The sequence below is a fragment of the Haloferax denitrificans ATCC 35960 genome, from assembly GCF_000337795.1.
Lineage (GTDB): Archaea > Halobacteriota > Halobacteria > Halobacteriales > Haloferacaceae > Haloferax > Haloferax denitrificans.
The window spans coordinates 107238-124075 of the sequence record NZ_AOLP01000019.1; the positions used below are offsets into that span (position 1 = coordinate 107238).

23 protein-coding genes are annotated in these 16838 nt (G+C 68.9%); 17 read left to right on the plus strand and 6 right to left on the minus strand.

Translation table 11 applies throughout. The features are described 5' to 3' along the window. Positions 1 to 30 precede the first annotated feature (30 nt). From C438_RS16830 to C438_RS16845, 4 genes are all read left to right on the plus strand, one after another. Complete coding sequence (locus C438_RS16830) at positions 31 to 1182, plus strand: PGF-CTERM-anchored ABC transporter substrate-binding protein (protein ID WP_004970907.1); 1152 nt, start codon at positions 31 to 33, stop codon at positions 1180 to 1182. Positions 1183 to 1277: 95 nt separating this feature from the next. Continuing rightward, positions 1278 to 1556 carry a signal recognition particle subunit SRP19 gene (gene srp19 / locus C438_RS16835; protein ID WP_004970908.1) on the plus strand — a complete coding sequence of 93 codons (279 nt, stop codon included), beginning with the start codon at positions 1278 to 1280 and terminating at the stop codon, positions 1554 to 1556. Beyond that, positions 1556 to 1780: an H/ACA ribonucleoprotein complex subunit GAR1 gene (locus C438_RS16840; RefSeq protein ID WP_004043829.1), complete on the plus strand. Its 225-nt coding sequence runs from the start codon at positions 1556 to 1558 to the stop codon at positions 1778 to 1780. Before srp19 ends, C438_RS16840 begins: the two co-directional genes overlap by 1 nt. Before the next feature lie 48 nt (positions 1781 to 1828). After that, positions 1829 to 2845: a presenilin family intramembrane aspartyl protease PSH gene (locus C438_RS16845; RefSeq protein ID WP_004970909.1), complete on the plus strand. Its 1017-nt coding sequence runs from the start codon at positions 1829 to 1831 to the stop codon at positions 2843 to 2845. A gap of 82 nt (positions 2846 to 2927) precedes the next feature. Here C438_RS16845 and C438_RS19445 read toward each other — a convergent pair whose 3' ends face one another. Both C438_RS19445 and C438_RS16850 read right to left on the minus strand, forming a co-directional pair. Continuing rightward, the gene (locus C438_RS19445) at positions 2928 to 3329 is read right to left on the minus strand and encodes a hypothetical protein (RefSeq protein ID WP_152421781.1); all 402 of its coding nucleotides are present in this window, start codon (positions 3327 to 3329) and stop codon (positions 2928 to 2930) included. Between the two features lie 145 nt (positions 3330 to 3474). After that, positions 3475 to 3954, minus strand: coding sequence for a PUA domain-containing protein (locus C438_RS16850; RefSeq protein ID WP_004970910.1), 480 nt, complete (start codon positions 3952 to 3954; stop codon positions 3475 to 3477). A 119-nt stretch (positions 3955 to 4073) separates the two neighbouring features. Here C438_RS16850 and C438_RS19540 point away from each other — a divergent pair, with 119 nt between their 5' ends. Further along, on the plus strand, positions 4074 to 4241 hold the full coding sequence (locus C438_RS19540; protein WP_160166872.1) for a hypothetical protein: 168 nt from the start codon (positions 4074 to 4076) through the stop codon (positions 4239 to 4241). 88 nt (positions 4242 to 4329) lie between these two features. Then, positions 4330 to 5250: a DUF7847 domain-containing protein gene (locus C438_RS16855; protein ID WP_004970914.1), complete on the plus strand. Its 921-nt coding sequence runs from the start codon at positions 4330 to 4332 to the stop codon at positions 5248 to 5250. A gap of 10 nt (positions 5251 to 5260) precedes the next feature. Here C438_RS16855 and C438_RS16860 read toward each other — a convergent pair whose 3' ends face one another. Beyond that, on the minus strand, positions 5261 to 5758 hold the full coding sequence (locus tag C438_RS16860; protein ID WP_004970915.1) for a LabA-like NYN domain-containing protein: 498 nt from the start codon (positions 5756 to 5758) through the stop codon (positions 5261 to 5263). A 390-nt stretch (positions 5759 to 6148) separates the two neighbouring features. Between C438_RS16860 and dapA the strand changes: the two genes are divergently transcribed. From dapA to psmA, 11 genes are all read left to right on the plus strand, one after another. Beyond that, positions 6149 to 7066, plus strand: a complete 918-nt coding sequence (gene dapA, locus C438_RS16865; protein WP_004970916.1) for a 4-hydroxy-tetrahydrodipicolinate synthase — start codon at positions 6149 to 6151, stop codon at positions 7064 to 7066. Continuing rightward, positions 7063 to 7824 (plus strand): 4-hydroxy-tetrahydrodipicolinate reductase, encoded by a 762-nt coding sequence (dapB, locus tag C438_RS16870; protein WP_004970917.1) that lies wholly within the window; start codon positions 7063 to 7065, stop codon positions 7822 to 7824. Before dapA ends, dapB begins: the two co-directional genes overlap by 4 nt. After that, the gene (locus tag C438_RS16875) at positions 7821 to 8663 is read left to right on the plus strand and encodes a 2,3,4,5-tetrahydropyridine-2,6-dicarboxylate N-succinyltransferase (RefSeq protein ID WP_004970918.1); all 843 of its coding nucleotides are present in this window, start codon (positions 7821 to 7823) and stop codon (positions 8661 to 8663) included. Before dapB ends, C438_RS16875 begins: the two co-directional genes overlap by 4 nt. Further along, complete coding sequence (lysA, locus tag C438_RS16880; RefSeq protein WP_004970919.1) at positions 8660 to 9907, plus strand: diaminopimelate decarboxylase; 1248 nt, start codon at positions 8660 to 8662, stop codon at positions 9905 to 9907. The genes C438_RS16875 and lysA overlap by 4 nt, the downstream gene beginning before the upstream one ends. A 20-nt stretch (positions 9908 to 9927) precedes the next feature. Further along, on the plus strand, positions 9928 to 10794 hold the full coding sequence (dapF, locus tag C438_RS16885; RefSeq protein ID WP_004970920.1) for a diaminopimelate epimerase: 867 nt from the start codon (positions 9928 to 9930) through the stop codon (positions 10792 to 10794). Continuing rightward, complete coding sequence (locus C438_RS16890; RefSeq protein ID WP_004970921.1) at positions 10791 to 11900, plus strand: M20 family metallopeptidase; 1110 nt, start codon at positions 10791 to 10793, stop codon at positions 11898 to 11900. The genes dapF and C438_RS16890 overlap by 4 nt, the downstream gene beginning before the upstream one ends. A gap of 50 nt (positions 11901 to 11950) precedes the next feature. Then, complete coding sequence (locus C438_RS16895; protein ID WP_004970922.1) at positions 11951 to 12508, plus strand: BGTF surface domain-containing protein; 558 nt, start codon at positions 11951 to 11953, stop codon at positions 12506 to 12508. Positions 12509 to 12629: 121 nt separating this feature from the next. After that, on the plus strand, positions 12630 to 13325 hold the full coding sequence (locus tag C438_RS16900) for an RNase P subunit p30 family protein (RefSeq protein ID WP_004970923.1): 696 nt from the start codon (positions 12630 to 12632) through the stop codon (positions 13323 to 13325). Continuing rightward, on the plus strand, positions 13309 to 13935 hold the full coding sequence (locus C438_RS16905) for a class I SAM-dependent methyltransferase (protein ID WP_004970924.1): 627 nt from the start codon (positions 13309 to 13311) through the stop codon (positions 13933 to 13935). The genes C438_RS16900 and C438_RS16905 overlap by 17 nt, the downstream gene beginning before the upstream one ends. 9 nt (positions 13936 to 13944) lie before the next feature. Continuing rightward, entirely contained in the window at positions 13945 to 14424 is a 480-nt protein-coding gene (locus tag C438_RS16910; protein WP_004970925.1) for an Rpp14/Pop5 family protein, read from the plus strand. Positions 14425 to 14430: 6 nt separating this feature from the next. Next, entirely contained in the window at positions 14431 to 15189 is a 759-nt protein-coding gene (psmA, locus tag C438_RS16915; protein WP_004970926.1) for an archaeal proteasome endopeptidase complex subunit alpha, read from the plus strand. A 224-nt stretch (positions 15190 to 15413) separates the two neighbouring features. Here psmA and C438_RS16920 read toward each other — a convergent pair whose 3' ends face one another. The 3 genes from C438_RS16920 to C438_RS16930 form a co-directional block, all read right to left on the minus strand. Next, on the minus strand, positions 15414 to 15767 hold the full coding sequence (locus C438_RS16920) for a helix-turn-helix transcriptional regulator (protein ID WP_004970927.1): 354 nt from the start codon (positions 15765 to 15767) through the stop codon (positions 15414 to 15416). Positions 15768 to 15792: 25 nt separating this feature from the next. Further along, on the minus strand, positions 15793 to 16545 hold the full coding sequence (locus C438_RS16925) for an NRDE family protein (RefSeq protein WP_004970928.1): 753 nt from the start codon (positions 16543 to 16545) through the stop codon (positions 15793 to 15795). A 70-nt stretch (positions 16546 to 16615) separates the two neighbouring features. Beyond that, positions 16616 to 16813 carry a hypothetical protein gene (locus C438_RS16930; protein WP_004970929.1) on the minus strand — a complete coding sequence of 66 codons (198 nt, stop codon included), beginning with the start codon at positions 16811 to 16813 and terminating at the stop codon, positions 16616 to 16618. Positions 16814 to 16838: the final 25 nt, after the last annotated feature.

A 16838-nucleotide genomic window follows, 5' to 3' on the forward strand; every position in this document is an offset into this window, starting at 1 on the left:
ATTTATTGAACAGCCGCTGAGGCCACTACCGTGAACCGACAACTCGTCGTCGCCCTGCTCACGCTTGCGACCGTGTTCGCCGGGATTCCGGCACCGGCCGTGGCCGCGGTGGATCAGGCGGCATCGCACCAGACCGCGACGTGTACGTTCCCGGTGACGGTCACCGACGCCACGGGGACCGACGTCACCATCGCCGAGGACCCCGAGCGTGTCGTCACGACGAACCCGAGCGCCGCCCAGACCATGTGGGAACTCGGCGCGCGCGACGAGGTCGTCGGCGTCTCGCAGTACGCCATGTACCTCGACGGCGCGGCCGAAAAGGGGAACGTCTCCGGCTCCGGCGGGCTCAACGTCGAGGCCGTCATCGGTCTCGAGCCCGACCTCGTGCTCGTCCCGAACTCCTCGTACAACGCCGAACCCGACCGCATCGCACAGCTTCGCTCGGCGGACATCTCGGTCGTCGTCTTCGAGTCCGGGAAGTCGCTCGACGCCGTCGCCGACAAGACCGAGCGCGTCGGCCGCATGACCGGCAACTGCGAGGCCGGCGTCGAGCGCGCGGCCGAGATGCGCGAGTCGATTCGACACATGCGAGCGGCCCTCGACGGCGCGGAGCGCCCGGTCGGCCTCAACTCCTTTTTCGGCTACAGCTCCGGGTCGGGCACGTTCATCTCCGACATCATGACGACCGCCGGCCTGCGCAACGGCGCGGCGGAGGCGAACCTCACCGGCTTCGCACAGATTAACGAGGAGCTCGTCGTCGAGATGAACCCCGAGTACATCGTCGTCCCCGACCACGCGCCCGTCCCGAGCAGTCCGGCGTACAACAGCACGACCGCGATGCAGGAGGGCAACGTCATCGTCATCGAGGCGCACAAGCTCCAACAGCCCGCCCCGCGAGCAATCGAGGCGAGCGAGGCGATTCTCGAAGCGGTCCACCCCGACGCCTACGAGCGCTACCGACAACTCGAAACCGAGTCGGCGACGGAGCCGGACTCGACCGCGACCGCGACGACCACGGCCGCGGACGCGACTGCGACCGCCGCGACTGCAACCGACGCCACCGAGGCAACCGCGACGACCGAGTCCTCGGAATCGACCACCGAGAGCGACGCGCCCGGGTTCGGCGTCGTCGCCGGCCTCGCCGCCGTCGGCGCGGTCGCCCTGCTCGCGCGCCGGCGATAACCGCGCAGACACCAACGCCGTCTCTGTTTCTCCCTGCCCGCGCTCGGCTCCGTGAGACCACAACCGTATTACCGTCGGATGGCGGACACACGGGTATGGTCGAGAACGTCATCTACCCCGCCTACCTCGACGCCTCTCTCTCGCGTAGCGAGGGCCGGCGGGTCGCCCAGTCCGCGGCGGTCGAAGAACCGACCGTCGACGAAATCGCGAAGGCCGTCCAGCAGGTCGGCTACGACGCCGTCATCGAACGGGGCAAGCGGTACTCCCGCGAGTTCGACACCCGCGGGCGCGTCCTCGTGAACAACGCCGACGACGCCACGAAAAACGACATCGTGCAGGCGGTCGCCGCCTACGTCGGAATCCTCCGCGACTGATGCGGCGAATCGGCACGGTCTCCCGGACGGCGCAGGGCCTCGCTATCGTCCGCCTCGACGACGACGACACGCCGGACATCGGCACGATGGTCCTCGACGAGTCGCTGTCGACGGTTGGCCGCATCGTGGACGTGTTCGGTCCGGTCGACCGTCCCTACGTCGCCGTCACGGCTGATAGCGGGTCGCCCGCCCGGCTCGTCGGGAGCAAGCTCTACGCTCGCTGACGACGCCAGAGCGCAACCCCCATACCCCTCGGGTGGGAACGCCCCTGCATGTCACGCCGCGCCTATCGGGGGGTCGCCCTCGCCGCCCTCATCTTCCTCGTCGTGCAGGTGGGTGCGCTCGCCCTCGTGCCGACGTTCTTCGAACAGGGGTACCAGACGGTCGAAGACCCCACCGACCCGACGAACAGCCTCCTCTACATCGGCGCGATTATCGTCATGACCGCGTTCATGCTCGCGGCGTTCAAGTACGACCTCGACCAGCTCATCCGCCTCGTCATCGTCTTCACGAGCGGCCTGCTCGCGTGGTACGTCTTCGCCGCGCTCATTCCCAGCACGCTCGTCGCCGTCGGCCTCTCGGCGGCCGTCGCGCTCGCCCTGCTCGTCTACCCCGAGTGGTACGTCATCGACGCCGCCGGAACGCTCATGGGCGCGGGCGCGGCCGCCCTGTTCGGCATCAGCTTCGGCCTGTTGCCGGCAATCGTGCTCCTCTCGGTCCTCGCCATCTACGACGCCATCAGCGTCTACAAGACGAAGCACATGCTCGACCTCGCGGAGGGCGTGATGGACCTCCGCATCCCGGTCGTGCTCGTCATCCCGACGACGCTGTCGTACTCGATTCTCGGCGACGACTTCGCCAGCGACGCCAACGAGGTCGGTGACGGCGAGAACGCGACCGACGGGGGCGAACCGGCGGAGGCGGCTGACGCGGAGACGGCTGACGCCGAGGCGACCGACGCCGACGACTCCGACCCCGCCGACCGCGACGCCTTCTTCATCGGTCTCGGCGACGCGGTCATGCCGACCGTGATGGTCGCCTCGGGTGCGTTCTTCTCCGAAGCGCCGTCGCTCGGCTTCGGCGTGCTTCCGGCGCTCAACCTCCCGGCGCTCCTCGCCATGGTCGGGACGTTCGCCGGGTTCTCTGGACTGATGTGGGCCGTGATGAAAGGGCGGGCGCACGCCGGCCTGCCGCTTCTCAACGGCGGCGCAATCGGCGGCTACCTCGTCGGCTCGGTCGTCGCCGGCGTCCCGCTCGTCTCCGCGCTCGGACTCGCACCGTACCTCTGAAAACCGGCTCCGTCAGATTTCTTGGCCGGTGCTGGTTTGTTGCGGCTGTGCCGAATAGAGCGCGCGAGTCGGTCAATACCTCTCAAACTTCGACGTTTCCTTCACGAATAGTTCCGTCTTCGTTTATCTCCAACATATAACCCTCATACCACGCGATGGATTTTCTCCAAGCACGGGTGTCATTGACAAATGTCTCTACTGTCCTCGTTTCCCTCGCCGGGAAATGTCCACTCAAATCAATGTCTTCGGTATTGTTCGCAGAGTAACTCTCATTGAATACCGCTCCCTCAGATGGGTCAATAATTACAACAGAGAAGTTGCCAGAGTAGCCATCTTCGATAATCAGTTTATTCACCGGGGGATTCATCTCGGGGTCAGTGCCTTCGGTTTCAGTGTTATCTCTCCCTTGATTCGGTGGAGAGCCAAGACACCCACTGCTAATCACCAGAATCACCAAAGCAGTGGTAAAAAATGTAACACGCATTACAAATCAACGACCCCCGTGTAAGATATATGTCTTCTGGGAATGTGAAGAAGTGCTGAACTCACCCTCTACGTCTCGCACGCCGTTTCTCTCACCGCTCTAGAATCTCAGCAGAGACATACCGCCCGAGTTCCCCGACTTCACCTCACTCTTCGTCCGCGCCCTCGCGGACGCGAACCGCCATCCCCGTCTGGAAGTCGAGCATCGCGTCCGCGGAGAGCTCCGCGCGACCGACGCCCAGCAGGTCGCCGTCGGGACCGACGACGCACACCTCGTCGCCCGAGCGGACCGCCGGGTCGGCGTCGGTGACGAACTTCGCGAAGGCGTTCTTGCCGTCGCGGACGAACGGGACCGACTCGTCGCCGACGCGGACGACGTAGGCGTCGCCGTCGAGACTGTCGTAGAGGCGGCGGCCGCCGGCGACGCCGAGCGTGAACCGGCCGTCTGTGCCGTAGGAGGTGACGCGGTCGCCCTCGACGTACACCTGTCGCGGGCGGCCGCTCCGCGAGCGGGAGAGTTCGATGTCCGCATCCGCCGGGAACAGCGCGTCGCCCGCGCCGGCCCCGAACTGGTAGTCGGCGACGACCCGGAGGTCGTCCAAATCGGTCGCGTGGCCTTCGGTCATACCCCGCCCTTTGCCCCGCCGGCTAAAGTGGGTCGCGGTCCCGTTCGACCGCGTGCGCCGAGCTACCACGCACGCCCGAGACGGAAAGTCCTAAGTACGGGACCGACCGCCCTCGGAGTATGTCTGTGGACGTTCGACTCGCCGCCGTGGGAACCGCGCTGCTGCTCGCGAGCAGTGCGCTTCTCACGCAGACGGCGCTCGACTGGCGGCTCCCGACGGTGCTCGCCGCCATCGCGGCGCTCGGCGCGGTCGCCACCGCCGCTCGGCTGGCGACGCCGACGGCCTGATTCCCGCTCGCGGGCCCGGATACGGACCCGACCACGCCGGCGTCTCGACCCTCCCGTTTTACGTATTACCGTACCGACAGGTCGAGGTATGGCCGCGATTAGCTCCCTCCAGACCGCCCTCCGAGGCATCCGGTCGAACCCGGTGCTGTTCCTCGGCGGCCTCGCCTTGGGCCTCGTCACGCTCCCGCAACTCGCCACGCAGTTGGCGCAGATACCGTTCGTCCCGACCGTCCTCACGGCGGTGACGTTCTTCGTCACGCCGTTCGTCGCCGCCGGTCTCTACGGCATGGCCGACGAGGCGGTCGACCGCGGGGGCGGAGGCTCGACCTCGCTGTCGACGCTCACGGCGGTCGGCCGCGAGAAGTACGTCCCCATGCTCCTCGCGAACATCGTCCAACTCGGCATCGTCCTCGTCTTCGGTATCGTGTTCGTCATCGTCATGGTCGCCATGGCCGTCTCGCTCGGCCTCGGCGGCCTCGCAACGGGTGGTGGCGGCGTCCCCAACCTCGCCCTCGGCGGCGGCTTCCTCGTCGGCATCGCCGTCCTCGGCCTCCTCGGACTGGCGTACCTCGCCGTCATCTTCCTCGTCCAGTTCTACCCCGTCGCGGTCGTCGTCGGCGACGCGGGCGCAATCGAGGCGTTCGGCGAGAGCTATCGGCTCGTCCGGCACAACGTCGTCCCCTCCCTCGGCTACTCCGCCATCCGGTTCGTGGTCGGGATTCTGGTTAGCGTGCCCGCGACGGGCCTCATCGTCTTTCGGACGATACAGAACGTCCAGCAGGCACAGAACGCGGCGGACCCGGCGGCGATGCAGGCCGGCCTCGGCTTCTCGCCGACGGAAATCGCCGCCATCGCCGTCCTCTCGATAGCGACGCAGACGGTTCTCGCGGCGTTCCAGTACACCTACGCGGTCGCCTTCTTCGAGGCTCACGACGCCGGGAGCGACGGCCCGACCGGGACGGCCGGCCCCGACATCGACGGCGACTCGGCGATTCCGCAGTTCGAGTAGTCGGCGGGGATTACAGCAGGAACGTCTCTTTTCGCTCCGAGAGGTCGATGAACGTGTCCGCCGCCGCGACGAGTTCCTCGGCGGTGGACTCCCTGAACGCCATCACCTCGACGCGGACGCCCTCGTGGCGGAGGTGGGTACAGAGCCGCTCGAAGTCGCCGTCGCCCGAACAGAGGACGACCGTGTCCACGTGGTCGGCGAGACTGACCGCGTCGAGCGCGATGCCGAGGTCCCAGTCGGCCTTCTTCGAGCCGTCGCCGAACGTCTTGATGTCCTTGATTTTCGTCTCGAAACCGATGTCGACGAGTGCATCGAAAAAGCTCACCTCGTCGGGCGAATCCGCCCGGATGACGTAGGCGATGGCGCGGGTGAGCGCGCGGTCAGCCGTCCCCTTCTGGAGGAGCGACGAGTAGTCGATATTCCGCGAGTACAGGCTCTGTGCCGTGTGGTAGAGGTTCTGCGCGTCGGCGAGGATGGCGACGCGTTGGTCGGGGTGAATCTCGGTCATTCGTACGACGCTTGGACGGCGCGGGCTAATAACCGTCCGGGGAGACGGGAACGCGGCGGACGGACGTCCACCTCGGCGACCGAGAACCGGCGGAAGGCGTCCCGAGACGCCCCTCAGCCCGCCCACTCGCTCCGGCAGGACCTGCAGACGACGCAAGTTATATTATCCTTCCGGCACCTGCATCCGGTGTGAACGACGCGACGCGGCCCTCGCAGGTCACCACACCTTCGACAGCGTCGCGTGCCGCTTTCTTTTCGAAAAAACGTGCGTACTGAATCGCTCGTTGCGGGAGTAGCGACCCCGTCTCGGGCGGCCTTCGGCTGACGCACGTTCCGGTCACACGACCGATATCGACGCTCCCACGACCGTTACCACACCCACCAACGACACATGACATCACTCGACTTCCGCGGCGTCTATCCCGCGATGACCACGCCGTTCCACGAGGACGGCAGTATCGACTTCGAACAGTTCCAGGCCGACGTGCGACGCCTCGAAGAGGCCGGCGTCGACGGCATCGTGCCCGTCGGCTCGACCGGCGAGTCCGCGACACTCTCCCACGACGAACACGTCGAGGTCGTCGAGGCGGCCGTCGAGGCCGTCGAGGACGTGCCCGTCATCGCCGGCTCCGGCTCGAACTCGACCCGCGAGGCGCTCGAACTCTCCCGGCGCTCCGCCGACGCCGGGGCCGACGCGTTGCTCCTCATCTCGCCGTACTACAACAAGCCCGAGCAGGCCGGCCTCGTCGACCACTACCGGACCATCGCCGACGAAATCGACCTGCCGCAAATCGTCTACAACGTCCCCGGCCGCACCGGGAGCAACATCCTGCCCGAGACGGCCGCGACGCTCGCCGAGCATCCGAACATCACCGCGTACAAGGCCGCGAGCGGCGACCTCGGCCAGATTTCTGAGGTCGTCGAGCGGACCCGCGACGAGGAGTTCGCCGTGCTGTCGGGCGACGACGCGCTCACGCTCCCGATTCTCTCGGTCGGCGGCGTCGGGGCCATCTCGGTCACGGCGAACGTCGAACCCGCGCGCGTCGGCGCGATGGTCCACTCGGCGCTCCAAGGCGACTACGAGCGCGCCCGCGACATCCACCACGACCTCGCCCCGCTGAACCGCCACCTGTTCTCCGAGACGAACCCCATCCCGGTCAAGGAAGCCATGGAGATTCGTGGCTACGGCCCGGCGCGCCTGCGCCCGCCGCTCACCCGACTCACGGAGGAAAACACCGAGGAACTGCGTCGCCTGCTGTCTGACCTCGAAGCGGAGCAGGCGATTCCGGACGGGGGTGCAGACGAGTGACGGTCTCCGTCGGCGTCACCGGCGCGACCGGCCGCATGGGCGGGGAAGTCCTCGCCGCGGCCGCCGACCGCGACGACCTCTCGGTCGCCTTCGCGGTCAGTCGCTCGCCCGGCGACGAGGTCGAGGGAGTCGCCGTCGAGGACGCGGCCGACTTCGCCGACCTGCTCGCCTCGAACCAGCCAGATGTCGTCGTGGACTTCACCGGGCCGGCGTCCTGCATCGAGTACGCGTCGGCCTGCGGCGAGGCGGGCGTCGCCTTCGTCACCGGCACGACCGGCCTGAGCGAGGGCGGCTTCGACGCGCTCCGCGAGGCCGCATCGGAGGTCCCGGTGCTGTACGCGTCGAACTTCTCGCGGGGCATCGCGGCGCTCCGCCGGGCCGTCAGCGAGGCGGTCCCCGCCCTCGACGGCTACGACATCGAACTCACCGAGACGCACCACAACGCCAAGCGCGACGCCCCGAGCGGGACGGCGCTGACCCTCTTGGACGACATCGACGACGTGCGCGGCGAGTCCGAGCGCGTCCACGGTCGCGAAGGCGAAGCGCCCCGGTCCGAAGGCGAGGTGGGCGTCCACGCTCGCCGGGCGGGGGATATTGCCGGTGAGCACGAAGTATTACTGGCTGGAAATCACGAGTCTCTTTCACTCACGCACCGCGCGGGGTCGCGAGGGGTCTTCGCCGCCGGCGCACTCGACGCCGCGGCGTGGCTCTCGGGCCGCGACGCCGGGTGGTACGACTTCACCGAGGTACTCAAATGAATCTGGAATCCGACGTACGAGACCTGTGGCAACGATACGACGACGGCGACGTAGACGCCGCATCGGCGACCGTCGACGAGCTCGACACGCTCGACGCGTTCCTCGACGCCCTCGAAGCGGGCGAGGTGCGCGCCGCCGAGAAGACCGGCTCCGACGTGACCTCGTGGGAGGCCAACGAGTGGGTCAAGCGGGGCATCCTGCTCAACTTCGGCCTGCGCGAGACGCTCGCCCGCGAGTACGGCGACGTCCGCTACCACGACGTGCTCCCCCTGCGCGACACCGAGGACCTCGGCGACCGCGGCACGCGCAACACACCCGACGGCACCGCCATTCGCCGCGGCGCGTACCTCGGCTCCGACTGCATCATGATGAGCCCCTCGTTCGTGAACGTCGGCGCGTACGTCGGCGACGGCACGCTCGTGGACTCCTGTGACACCGTCGGCTCCTGCGCCCAAATCGGCGCGAACGTCAAGCTCGGCGCGAACACGCTCATCGGCGGCGTGCTCGAACCCGTCGAGGACGCCCCGGTCGTCGTCGAGGACGGCGCGGCGCTCGGCGCGGGCTGTCGGGTCACCTCCGGCTTCGTCGTCGGCGAGAACTCCATCGTCGGCGAGAACACGCTTCTGACGCCCCGAATCCCCGTCTACGACCTCGTGGACGAGGAGATTTACTACGGCCACCTGCCCGCGAACCGCCGCGCCTTCACGCGCTTCGTGGAGTCGTCGCTCGGCGACCACGACCTGTTCGCCGGCGGCGCGTACAAGCCCGCGGTCGTCGCCCTCGACATCGAGGACGACACCCTCGACGCGACCCGTCGGGAGGAGGCACTGCGCGAATGAGCGGCGGCGGGCCGGCCGTCCGGCGGCTTTCGGACTGGGACCGCGAGCGTCTGCTTTCGCTCGCCGACGAGTTCGGCTCGCCGCTGTACGTGACCGACCTCCGTCGCGTCCGCGAGAACTGTCTCCGACTCCGCGAGGCGTTCCCCGAAGCGCACGTCAGCTACGCCGTCAAGGCCCACGCCGGGCGAGCGGTGCTCGAAACCGTCCGCGAGGCCGGCGTCGACGCCGAGTGCGCCTCCGCGGGCGAGGTCGAACGCGCCCTCGACGCGGGCTTCCCCGGCGAGCGCGTCCGCTACACGGCGGTCAACCCGCCGGACGCCGACCTCGACCACGTCGTCTCGCGCTGGGAGTCGAACCCCGAGATGACCGTCACGGTCGGCGCGGCGGACACCATCGACCGCCTGCGCGAGCGCGGCTTCGACGGGCGGCTCTGCCTCCGGGCGAACCCCGGCGTCGGCGCGGGCCACCACGAGAAGGTCACGACCGGCGGGCACGCGAAGTTCGGCATCCCCATCGACCGCGTCCCCGACCTCGCCGCCGACGCGCGCAAGGAGTTCGACCTCGTCGGCGTCCACGCCCACGCCGGAAGCGGCATCTCCGGCGACGACCTCTCGGCGCACCGCGAGTTGGTCCGCCGGATGGGCGACCTCGCCCGCGAGGTCGGCGACCTCGAATTCGTGGACGTCGGCGGCGGCTTCGGCGTCCCCTACCGCGAGGACGAACCGCCGCTCGACCTCGCCGCCGTCGCCGACGCGACCCGCGAGGCGCTCGGCGACGTCGACGCACAACTCGCAATCGAACCCGGCCGCTACGTCGTCGCCGACGCGGGCGTCCTCCTCTCGGAAGTCAACACGGTGAAAGAGACTCCCGAGACGACCGTCGTCGGAATCGACGCCGGCATGACGACCCTGCTCCGACCGGCGATGTACGACGCGTACCACGCGATTTCGAATCTCTCTCGGCCCGACGCCGACCCGGTTTCGACCATCGTCGCGGGCCCCGTCTGCGAGACGAGCGACGTGTTCGCCGACGGCCGCGACCTCCCCGACCCCGAGCGCGGCGACTGTCTCGCGCTCGGCAACGCGGGGGCGTACGGCTACGAGATGGCAAGCACCTACAACTCTCGACCGCGCCCCCCGGAAGTCGTCCTCGACGCCGACGGTCCCCGACTGGCCCGCCGGCGCGAGACCCTCGACGACGTCACCGCACTCGAACGAACCGCACCCGAGCACATCCCCAACTGACCAAGCACCCACACAGAATCATGAGCGTACTCAACACCGTTCCCTTCGAAAAGTTCCACGGCACTGGAAACGACTTCTTCGTCGTCGACGCCGACGACCCGGTCCCGGACCGACCCGCCTTCGCGCGCACCCACTGCGACCGCGAGGCCGGAATCACCCTGAGCGAGAGCGAGCGACGCGGCGCGGACGGCGTCCTGTTCCTCGCGCTCGAATCGCGCTACGACCCGCCGCGAGTCGTCATGACGCTCGTCCAGCCCGACGGCTCCGTCGCCGCCATGTGCGGCAACGGCGCTCGCGTCGCGGCCGCGTGGGCCGCCGAGCGAACCGGCACGGACGAAGTCATGATAGACACGCCCGCCGGCACCCGCCGCGCGAGCCTCGACGGCACCGACGTGACCGTCGAGATGGGCGTCCCCTCGTTCGCACCGCGGGACGTGCCGCTCGCGGCCGACGACGAACTCGTCGAGACCGAGGTCGAGGGCCTGACCGTCACGGCCGTCAACACGGGCGTCCCCCACGCCGTCGCCTTCGTCGACGACGTGGACGACGTTGACCTCGAATCGGTCGCGCCGGCGGTCCGTCACGCGCCGGTGTTCCCGGACGGCGCGAACGTCACGCTCGCCTCCCCCGACGGCGAGGGCGGCTTCCGCCAGCGCACCTTCGAGCGCGGCGTCGAAGGCGAGACGCAGTCCTGCGGCACCGGCGCTGTCGCCGTCGTCGCGGCCGCGAAGCGACTCGGGCGCGTCTCCGGCGACGGCCCCGTGACCGTCACCCCGCCGGGCGGCGCGCTCTCCGTGACCGTCCCCGACGAGGGGTCGGCGCTCCTCGGCGGCCCGGCCGTCTACGAGGGCGACGGCGAAGCCGACATCGTCTTCCGCGAGCGATGAGCGGCGACGCCGACGGGTTCGACCCCGTCGCGTTCCTCGAACGCGCCGTCCCCGTCGCGTCGAACGACGACGTGGGCGAGATGCGCGACCTGCTTGTCGAGACGCTCGAAGCCGAAGGCGTCTCGCCGACCGTGGACGACGCCGGCAACACCGTCGCCTCGAAGGGAGCGGCGGAGCCGGCGACGCACCTCGTCCTCAACACGCACATCGACACCGTCTCGCCGCACGTCCCGTACGAGCGCGACGAGGGTGTCATCCGCGGCCGCGGCTCCTGCGACGCGAAAGGGCCGCTCGCGGCCCTGCTATCGGCCTTTTTCGCCGCCGACCCCGGCCCCGACAGCCGAGTCACACTGGCGATTACGCCCGACGAGGAACTTCTCTCGACCGGCGCGGCCGAACTCGACCTCGACGGCGACATGTACATCGTCGGCGAGCCGACCGGCCTCGACGTCTGTACGGCCGCGAAGGGCCGGTTCGAGGGGACGGTGTCGCTGTCGGGCGTCGCCGCGCACGCGGCCGAACCGCAGTCGGGAGCCAACGCCGTGGACGCGCTCGCGCCGGTGCTCGACGCCATCCGGTCGTTCGACGACGACCGCGAGGTCCACCCCGACCTCGGGCCGGCGACGCTGACGCCCACGATGGTCGACGGCGGCGCGAACTCGAATCAGGTGCCCGCCGACTGCCGACTCGTGGTCGACCGCCGGAGCGTTCCCCCGGAGACGGCCGACGGCTTCCGCGAAGAACTCCAGTCGACGCTCCGAGCCGCGGTGTCGGACGGCGTGTCCGACGACGTGGGCGTCGATTTCGCGCTCACGGAGCGCCCGACGCCGTTCCTCGAAGCGTTCGCGACCGACCCCGACCACGAGCTCGTGACGACGCTCGCGGCGGCCTCCCGAGACGCCGGCGGCCGGGCGGAGGTCCGCCCCTTCACCGCCGCGACCGAGGCCTCCTACTTCTCTCCCGCGCCCGTCGTCGTCTTCGGACCCGGCCAGCTCGCCGACGACGAGGGCGCGGTCGCGCACGCCGACAGAGAGTACGTGCGCACCGACGACGTGCGGACCGCGGCCGCCGCGCTCGAAGCCGCGGTCGCCGCAATCATCGCCTAAGTGTCGGCTAATCACAACGTACTTGTTGTCCGAACGATACGTTTCGGACGATGCGCCCTCCCCACCTCAGCGTCGCTCTCCTCGTCGTGGTCGCGCTGTCGCTGTCCGGCGTCGCCGCGGCCGACAGCGGCACCGTCATCGACCACCCGGGCGACGAACTCACGCTCGACGCGGTCGACGGCGAGCACGTCCACGGAACGACCCCGTACGCGACCGGGACGCTCATCGGCGTCCGCGTGCAGTCCGTCGGCGACACCCACCCGTTCCTCGTCTCGAAGGCCGTCCGCGTCGGCGAAAACGGAAGCTTCGACGTGACGTTCGACCTCTCGGAACTGGCGCGACTCCGCGGCGGGCCGGTCAAGGTCTCGGTTCGCCGCGACCAACAGACCATCTACGAGGAGAACGCCACGCTCGTGACGTACGACATGCCCGAGAACTCGACGCTCACGCCCGACCTCGGAGACGCCGACGCGACGGCCGAAACGACGGCCTCGCCGCCCGCGACGACGAGCGATTCGCCGTCTGGGATCGAAATCCCCGGCTTCGGCGTGGGCGTCGGTGTCGCCGCGCTCCTCGTCGCGTCGCTCGTCGCCGCCCGCGGCGTCTGAGCGCACGGCCCCGCGCTCGCCCGTTCGACCGTTCGCTCGCCTACTCACCCGTTCGCTCGCGCCGACCGCCGCGCCGCCCCGGAACGCAACGCCCTTTTCCCACCCGCTCTTGTGTCGGCGTATGTACGAGGCGGTCTACGCACACCCCGACGGCGAGAGCACGGTCAGTCGCGTCGCCGTCGCCGCCGGGCGGTACGACTACGACGGCGTCGTCGTCCGCGCGCTCGACGCCCGCCCCGACTACGACCGCCTCCGCGAGGCGTGCGACGTGGACCTCGTCGACGCCGTCGAAATCGACGCGTCCAACCCGGAACGCGCCAGCGGCGCGGTCGGCAACTACCGGCCACAGCGCGAACTGCTCGTCCTCCGCGGGGGGACGAACGCGCTCAACCGATTCGCCGTCGAACAGCCGCGAATAGACGTGCTCTCCCGGCCGATGGCGGGTGAGGGCAACTTCAACCACGTCCTCGCCAAGGCCGCCCGCGACAACGGCGTCCGCGTCGAGTTCGACTTCGGCCCGGTGCTCCGAAGCGACGGGGGAACCCGCGTGCAGGCCATCTCGGCGCTCCGGAAACTCCGCGAACTCGTCGAGTACTACGACGCCCCCTACGTCGTCTCCGCGACCCCGTCGTCACACCTCCAACTGCGGACCCCCCGCGAGTTGGCCGCGGTGGGCGAGGTTATCGGCTTCGACCGCGAGCAGGTGCTCGACGGCCTCCGCGAGTGGGGCCGCCTCGCGGCGCGCAACCGCGAGCGCACGTCCGAGTCGTTCATAGCCCCCGGCGTCAAACGGGGACGATATGAAGAAGACGATTGAGGAACACGCCGCCCGCTTTTCCCACATCGCCGCGGAGTACGACGACTCCCAAGACAGCGACGAGTACCGCGCGTGCGTCTCGCTCGTCGTCCACTACGCCGACCCCTCCCCCGAGGACGTGGTGCTCGACCTCGGCACCGGCACGGGCGCTATCGCCCTCGCGCTCGCCCCCGACGCGAAGCGCGTCATCGGCCGCGACATCAGCGAGGGAATGCTCGAACAGGCCCGCACCAAGGCCGCCGAGGTCGGCATCGAGAACGTCGAGTTCGGCGAGGGCCGGTTCCGCGAACCGAACGTGGACGACGACGAGCAGGTCGATATCGTGGTCACGAACTTCGCCATGCACCACCTCTCGGACGAGGAAAAGCGCGAGGCCATCGACGTCATCGCCGACCTCGAACCGCGGCGGTTCGTCCTCGGCGACGTGATGTTCTTCGGGACGCCCGACCCCGACGAGCCGTTCTACTCGCCCGAGGTGGACGACCCCGCGACCGTCGGCTTCCTCGCCGACGCGCTCACGGACGCCGGGTTCGTCCTCACGGCCGTCGAGTCCGTCCACGAGCAGGTGGGCGTCCTCGTCGCCGAGCGAGCGCCGAACGCCGACGAGTGAGCTGAGCCGATGAAACACCTGCCCAAACACCTCCGGCCGCGGCGGCGCTACCTCGCCGTCGAAATCGAGACGTGGCCCGACGCCGACCTCGCGCGCGGGCCGTTCCAGCGCGAACTCTGGTACGCCGCCCAGAACCTCTACGGCGACGCCGGGAGCGCCGACGCCGACCTGACCGTCCTCGGGTTCGACTACGCCGACGGCGTCGCCGAGACCGTCGTCCGCGCTCGACGCGGCCACGTCGAAGACGCCCGGGCCGCGCTCGCCTGCATCGACGCCGTCGGCGGCGACCCAGTCGGGGTGAGAGTGCGAGGCGTCTCGGGGACAGTGCGTGCCTGTTCGGAAAGGTATTTACACGGCCGGGCCGGAATTTCCGAGGAGAGAACCGTCGTGTTCGAGAACGACTCCCGAACCGCCGTCGTCCGCGACTCCCTCTTCGACGTTCGCGGTTCGGACGGGTTCACGGGCGCGACGCAACTCGATTTCGAGTGATATTCCATGCAGGGACAAGCGCAACAACAGGCGTACGACCGCGGGATTACGATCTTCTCGCCGGATGGTCGACTCTATCAGGTCGAATACGCTCGCGAGGCCGTCAAGCGCGGCACCGCGAGCATCGGCGTGCGAACGCCCGAGGGCGTCGTCCTCGCGGCGGACAAGCGCTCTCGCTCGCCACTGATGGAACCGACGAGCGTCGAGAAGATTCACAAGGCGGACGACCACATCGGCATCGCGAGCGCCGGCCACGTCGCCGACGCCCGCCAGCTCATCGACTTCGCCCGCCGCCAGTCGCAGGTCAACCGCCTCCGCTACGGCGAACCCATCGGCATCGAGACGCTGACCAAGGAAGTCACCGACCACATCCAGCAGTACACGCAGGTCGGCGGCGCGCGCCCGTTCGGCGTCGCACTCCTCATCGGCGGCGTCGAAAACGGCACGCCCCGCCTCTACGAGACGGACCCCTCGGGGACCCCCTACGAGTGGAAGGCCGTCTCCATCGGGGCCGACCGCGGCGACCACCAAGAGCACCTCGAAGAGAACTTCCGCGACGACCTGACCCTCGACGAGGGCATCGAACTCGCGCTCGAAGCCATCGCCTCGACCAGCGACGAGGGCACCGCCCCCGACGGCGTCGACGTGGCGACCGTCTCCGCGGAGTCCGAGCGCTTCGTCGAACTGTCTAACGACGAAATCGAGAGCTACCTCGAAGCCAACGACCTGTTGGCGACCGAGGACGACGAACAGACCGAAGAGTAAGCCGCGTCCCGCGGTTCTCGGTTCTCGGTTCCCGCGCGTTCTTCTCCGACCCCCGTCCGGCGAGCGACCGCCCCGCGAGCGACCGCGCCGGCGTCTCGGACGCGACGAACGGAGCGACCGCGTCGCTCGCGGCCGGAACGACGAGGCGGGAACGGAAGACGAAAGACCGAAACAGAATCGGGAAACGGTCGGCTATCGGGTCGCGTAGAGAGACCGCGGGCGGCTCAGTACTCCTCGTAGGCGAGGTTCATGAGCCACTGCGAGAAGGCGTTGCTGTTGGCGTTAATCTCCTCTTCGCCGATGAGCGGCGAGAGCATGTCGCCCGCCATCAGCATCGCGAAATCGAGGTCGCGCGCGGCGGGTTCGAGGTAGTAGGTGGTGTGGCCGTTGTAGACCGTCTCGGTCCGCTTGATGAGACCGAGCGACTCCAGCACCTCGGCGATGCGGCTCCCCTTCCGGGAGGAGATGTCGAGTTCTTTCCAGAAGTCGCTCTGGTGGATGCCGCCCGACTCGCGGATGAGTTCCAGTCCCGCGCGCTCGTCGGAAGAAAGGTCTTGCTCGGCTTCGCTCGCGCTCATACCACGTACACGTCGTGCGAGCGGTTTAATCCTGACGTTCGACCGGTTCGAAGGCGGTCTGACACGGCGGGCCGTCGGCGAATTCGTACGCGAATTCCGCCTCGCCGAGCGTGATGACCGACGACGAGCGCGTGCCGAACCGACCCTCCGGGTCGTGGACGCAGACGCCGAAGTCGTGGTCGCCGAGCGCGGCCTTCGCCCGCTCGCGCCACGCGCCCGCCGACTCGCTCGGCTCGGGCTGAAGCGCCTCCTCTAGCCGCCGGGCGTTGTCGGCCTGCGTCTCGCCCACCTCGGGGCGTCGCTCGGGGACGAACCACGAGTCGGGCGTCCCGACGTTGACGACGACGCGGACGCCGGGGTCGAAGTTCCGAACCGACAGGCCGCCGTCCCACTCGAAGAACAGCGCGGCGTTCTCGTCGGCGACGACGAGGTTGAAGCCGTCGTAGGTGTCGTCCTCGACCGCGTGCTCGACGAACCGGGCGGCGTCCTCGGCGGTCTCGTGGCGGAGCGCGTCGCGGACGAGGTGACCTCGGGAGCGCTCGCCGCCGCCCGCGACCTCGACCCAGCGGTTGGTGATGCCGACGAAGACGCCCGCGTCGTTGTAGCCGACCCACGTGCCGCCAGCCTCGGCGTCCCGCGGAGCGACGATTCCGGGACCGTCGCCGTCGTCCCACCGTCGGGGCGGTTCGGCGGGCCTGCCGAGGAGTTCGTCGCGGTTGGCGGCGACGACGACCGGCGCGTCCTCGAACACCTGCCACGCGAGGATGAGTGTGCACACGAGGAGGGAGTAGGCACTCGGCGCAGAAAAACATCGGCTCCGTCCCCGGGTCAGAACGTCCCGGGGGAACTCACTCGTCGGACCGCTCGTCGAGTTGCGCTTCCAGTTCAGCCACTCGGCGTTCGAGGTCCCGCCGTGGTTCGAGCACCCGCGAGACGACTGTCTTCGCGGCGAGGCCGCCGACGAGGAGGAGAATCAAAAGGAGGGGAACCGCAACGACCAGCACGTGCGGGAACGTCGTCGGGAGCCAGTACGGGAGGAGGGACATACGCGAGTCGAATCGGTGGTCTGAC